We start from the raw sequence: 4,242 nt of genomic DNA, 5'->3' as shown, positions 1-4,242 counted from the left end.
CCTTAACTACCACAACTGAACAACAACTTCACAACGTCATAGCGATCTGGAGGGGTGGTCCGCGGGACCGCGGACCACCCCTCCAGGACGTTTACGCACCAACCTAGCGTTCGGGTCAGGACGGAGGAGCACAGTGGTCAGTACAGGCGCGGTCGACGGCCTGATCAGCGGCATGAACACCAGTCAGGTCGTCGCCCAGCTGATGCAGCTCGAGGCACAACCGCAGACGAACCTGAAGAGCCAGGTCTCGAGCCAGAACCTGATCATCAGTGCATACCAGGCACTGAACAGCAGGATGGCCGCACTGCAGACCGCGGCCGAGGCGTTCACCGCCCCCAACGCTCTCACCCCGACCAACCCCACCTGGCAGGCGGTCAAGGCGACCTCGTCGTCCACCTCGGTCACCGCGACCGCGACGACGGGTGCCACCGTCGGCGGCCTTGCCTTCGACGTCACGGCGCTGTCCCAGTCCCAGCTCAGCACGGTGAAGATCAGCTCACCCAACGCGGTGACGACCGCCAACGCCCTCGACATCACGATCGGGGCCACCACCAAGCACATCACCGTCGACCCGGCCAAGAACACGGCGCAGGGTGTGGCGGACGCCGTCAACGCGGCGAAAATCGGGGTGACCGCCGCCGTCGTCACCACGTCGACCGGTGACACCGTCCTCCAGTTCACCGGCACCAAGACCGGTACGGCGAACGGGTTCTCCATCACCGGGCTGACCGACTCCACCACCAATGTCAGAGCGGCGGCCGACGCCAAGCTCACGGTCGGGGATCCGGCCGCCGGCGGCTATGTCGTGAGCAGCTCCACCAACACCTTCACCAACCTGCTGTCGAACGTCACGCTGAACGTGTCGAAGGTGGAGACCGGGGTGACCGTGGCCGTCGCCGCCGACCCTGACTCCATTGCCGACAAGATGCAGGCCCTGGTGGACAGCGCCAATGGCGCGCTGGCCCAGATCGGCCAGTACAGCACGTACAACTCGGCCAGCAAGAGCGGCGGCCCGCTGGTCGGCGACTTCACGGCACGCCAATTACAGAGCAGCATCCTGTCGAAGGCCAGCAAGGGGCTCGACGGGTACGGCAGCTTCAAGCAGTTCGGCGTGCAGTTGAACAAGACCGGCAAGCTCACCTTCGACCGCAGCGCGTTCCTCGTCGCGTACAGCGCCGATCCGACCAAGGTGCAGAACGGCGTGGCGAATGGGTTGGCCAAGGCGTTCGCCGACGTGGCCGACGGCGCGACGGACTCGATCACCGGCTCCCTGACGACCGCCATCCAGGGCGCCAACGCCCGGGTCAAAGACCTCAAGAACCGGATCACCGACTGGGACGGCCGGCTGGCGATGCGTCAGCAGATGCTGAAGCGGCAATTCTCGGCGATGGAGTCCGCGCTGGGCACGACCAAGAACCAGGCTACCTGGCTGGCCGGCCAGATCGCTGGCCTGCCCTCCTGGGGCGGCAGCAGTTCGAGCGGTAACTGAGGACCACGATGACCAATCCCGCACTTCGCGCCCGTTACCTGGCCCAGTCGGTCGCCACGGCGTCGCCCGGCCAACTCCTCGTCATGCTGTACGACCGGCTGGTCGTCGACCTCACCCAGGCCGAGGAGGCGCTGCGCGCCGGCGACCGGGAGACCGGGTCGGCCCGGTTGATGCACGCGCAGGACATCGTGGCGGAGCTTCGCGGAACCCTGGACCTCAGCGTCTGGGACGGTGCCGCGGGCCTGTCACAGATCTACGGCTTCCTGCTCACCCAGCTGATCAAGGCCAATGTCCGGGGGGACGCCGACATGGCCGCCTCCTGCCGCCAAGTGGTCGAACCCCTGCGCGACGCGTGGCGGGAGGCTTTGCAGCTCACCCAGGCGGCCGGCGCGGCCGCCGCTTCGGCGGCGGGAGTCGCCCCGGTCCGGGTCGGGTGATCCGGCCGTGACCGGCGACTGGAACGGGGCCTGGACGGCCGCACTGGACGCGCTCGAGGCGGACGTGGACCGGGTGGAGGCGCTGATCGCCGACGACCACCGGGTACGCGACCTGCCGCCGGCCGACCCGTGGTCACCGCCGGAAGGACTGGGCCCGCTCCCCCTTGACCTGCGCCCGCGCGCGGACGCGATCCTCAGCCGCCAGATCGCCGCCACCCAGGCCCTGGCGATCGCGCTGGTCGCCAACCGCCGTCAGGCCGAGGCAGCGAGCCGCATCGAGGCCGGGGACGCCCCCCGCCGGCCGGCGTACCTCGACTGCGCCGTCTGACAGACCTGCTGCACGCCCTGACGAACTTGGTATCTGCCCGAATTGAGTAGTTCCTCAGGCCTGGCTGTCCCCCGCCGATAGGACATACGTGAGCCGACTTCCTGTCTCCGTCATCGTGACCGCCAGCGGCAGCGCCGACGACTTCCGCGCCTGTCTGGATTCCCTGCGCCCGACCCTCGGCGTACGCGACGAGGTCCTCTGCGTCGTCCCGGCCGACCGCACCGACCTGCACGGCATCCTGCGCGGCAACCCATGGCTGCGGGTATTGCACGACGACTCGGGCGACCAGGTCCGGCGCTGGGAGGCCGGGCTGGCCGCGACCCGGCACCCGATCGTGGTCCTCCTCGACGGTGACGTCCTCGTCTCGGCGCACTGGCTGGACCCGCTCGCCCAGGCGCTCGACGACCCGGAGGTCGTCGCCGTGGGCCCGCGGTGCCACCACACGTACGGGCCGCAGAACGCGGAACTGCCCGACGAGGCCATGGAGCGGGTGGCGACATTCAACGCGTACGCGCGGCAGTGGCGGCAGGAGAACTCCGGCCGCTTCAGCACGGTGGACGCGCTCGGACCGGTCTGCGTCGCGGTCCGCCGCGATGCCCTCGACCGGGCCGGCGGACCGACCTCGGACCTGCCCTACGAGCGGCTGCGCGAACAGGGCCGGATCGTGGTGGCGCACGGCGCGCTGGTCGCCCACGTGGTCACCGACCTGTGCTCGCTCCTGCTGCCCGACGTGCCCGACGGCGCCCCGCTGCTGTCCGCGAGCCTGATCGTCAAGGACGAGGAAGAGGTCCTCGCCGCATGCCTGACGGCGCTACGGGACTTCGTTGACGAGATCGTCGTGTACGACACCGGCTCCACCGACCGTACCCGGGAGATCGCCCGCGAACACGGCGCCCGGGTGATCGAGGGCTACTGGAACGACCACTTCGCCGACGCCCGGAACCGGTCGCTGGCGCACTGCACGGGACAGTGGGCCTTCGTCGTGGACGCCGACGAGATCGTCACCGGCGACGCGGCGAGCGTACGCGCCCAGCTGGCCGCCGCCACCCGACCCACCTTCCTGGTCGGGGTGGAGAGCGAGGGCGCGTTCGGCACCTCGGCGGACGGCCGGCTGATGTCGGTACGGATCTTCCGCCGCAACCGCGCCCGCTACTTCCGCCGGCTGCACGAACAGGTGGTCGACCGGGTCTTCGGCGAATACCTGATCTCGTCGCAGACCCTCAACGACCTGACTCTCGTCCACTCCGGATACACCCTCCTGCGCATCACCGGCAAGGACAAGGCTGCCCGCAACCTGCGGCTGGCGGAGCTGTCCACAGACGACGTCGACAGCGCAGAGTCCAAGCTGATCAACCTCGCCCGTTCGCAGCTGTGGGCGGGCCAGACCGCGGAGGCGATCGAGAACTGTCGGAAGGGGCTGGCCGAAAACCCGGCGAACCTGCTCGAGCGGATCGCCTTCCTCACCACCCTGGCCGCGTGCTACGAGCAGGAGAGCCGGTACGACGAGGTCCGCAGCGTGCTCCGTGACCTGCGGGAGGTCAGCTCCTCCCCCTTCGCGGCCGACGAGATCGAGGCGCGCGTGTGCTTCGCGGAGCAGGACTTCGCCGGCGCTCTCGCCCTGATCCAGGACTTCCCCGACGGCGAGATGAACGACTCGCTCTTCGTCGTGACCCGGAGCCGGGTGGCCGAGATCGAGATCCGTAGCCTCTACAGCCTGGGACGCCACGACGAGGCGGCACAGCAGCTGCGGGAGTCGGTACGGGACGGGAAGCTGCCGTTGTCCGTTGCCATGATGGCGGAGGTGCTGCGGGCCGGTGGTACGGGCATCGCCGAGGTGGCGGCCCTGCTCCCCGAGTCCGGCCTGCGCACCCTGCTGCTCAGCACCGCCTCCGAGCCCGACGGGCTGGTCGACGAGCTGCTCGACGCGCTGTGGCAGCGGTACACCGGCTCGGCGGCCGTACTGGCCGGCGCCGCCCGCATCGGCGGGC

General features: G+C 69.5%; 4 protein-coding genes. All 4 read left to right on the top strand.

From position 1 onward, the window contains the following. Nucleotides 1–133 precede the first annotated feature (133 nt). Nucleotides 134–1,489 (top strand): flagellar filament capping protein FliD, encoded by a 1,356-nt coding sequence (fliD, locus tag Pme01_RS28695; protein WP_168117959.1) that lies wholly within the window; start codon nucleotides 134–136, stop codon nucleotides 1,487–1,489. 8 nt (nucleotides 1,490–1,497) lie between these two features. Next, complete coding sequence (gene fliS, locus Pme01_RS28690) at nucleotides 1,498–1,926, top strand: flagellar export chaperone FliS (RefSeq protein WP_168117960.1); 429 nt, start codon at nucleotides 1,498–1,500, stop codon at nucleotides 1,924–1,926. 7 nt (nucleotides 1,927–1,933) lie between these two features. Next, complete coding sequence (locus tag Pme01_RS28685; protein WP_168117961.1) at nucleotides 1,934–2,254, top strand: hypothetical protein; 321 nt, start codon at nucleotides 1,934–1,936, stop codon at nucleotides 2,252–2,254. A gap of 88 nt (nucleotides 2,255–2,342) precedes the next feature. Beyond that, nucleotides 2,343–4,242, top strand: a 1,900-nt coding sequence (locus Pme01_RS28680) for a glycosyltransferase (RefSeq protein WP_203935941.1), incomplete at its 3' end; no start/stop codon positions are given.

This window comes from Planosporangium mesophilum (genome assembly GCF_016863255.1).
Lineage (GTDB): Bacteria > Actinomycetota > Actinomycetes > Mycobacteriales > Micromonosporaceae > Planosporangium > Planosporangium mesophilum.
The sequence above is the reverse complement of the archived record's forward strand: the minus strand, read 5'-3'. Positions and strand labels throughout refer to the sequence as shown.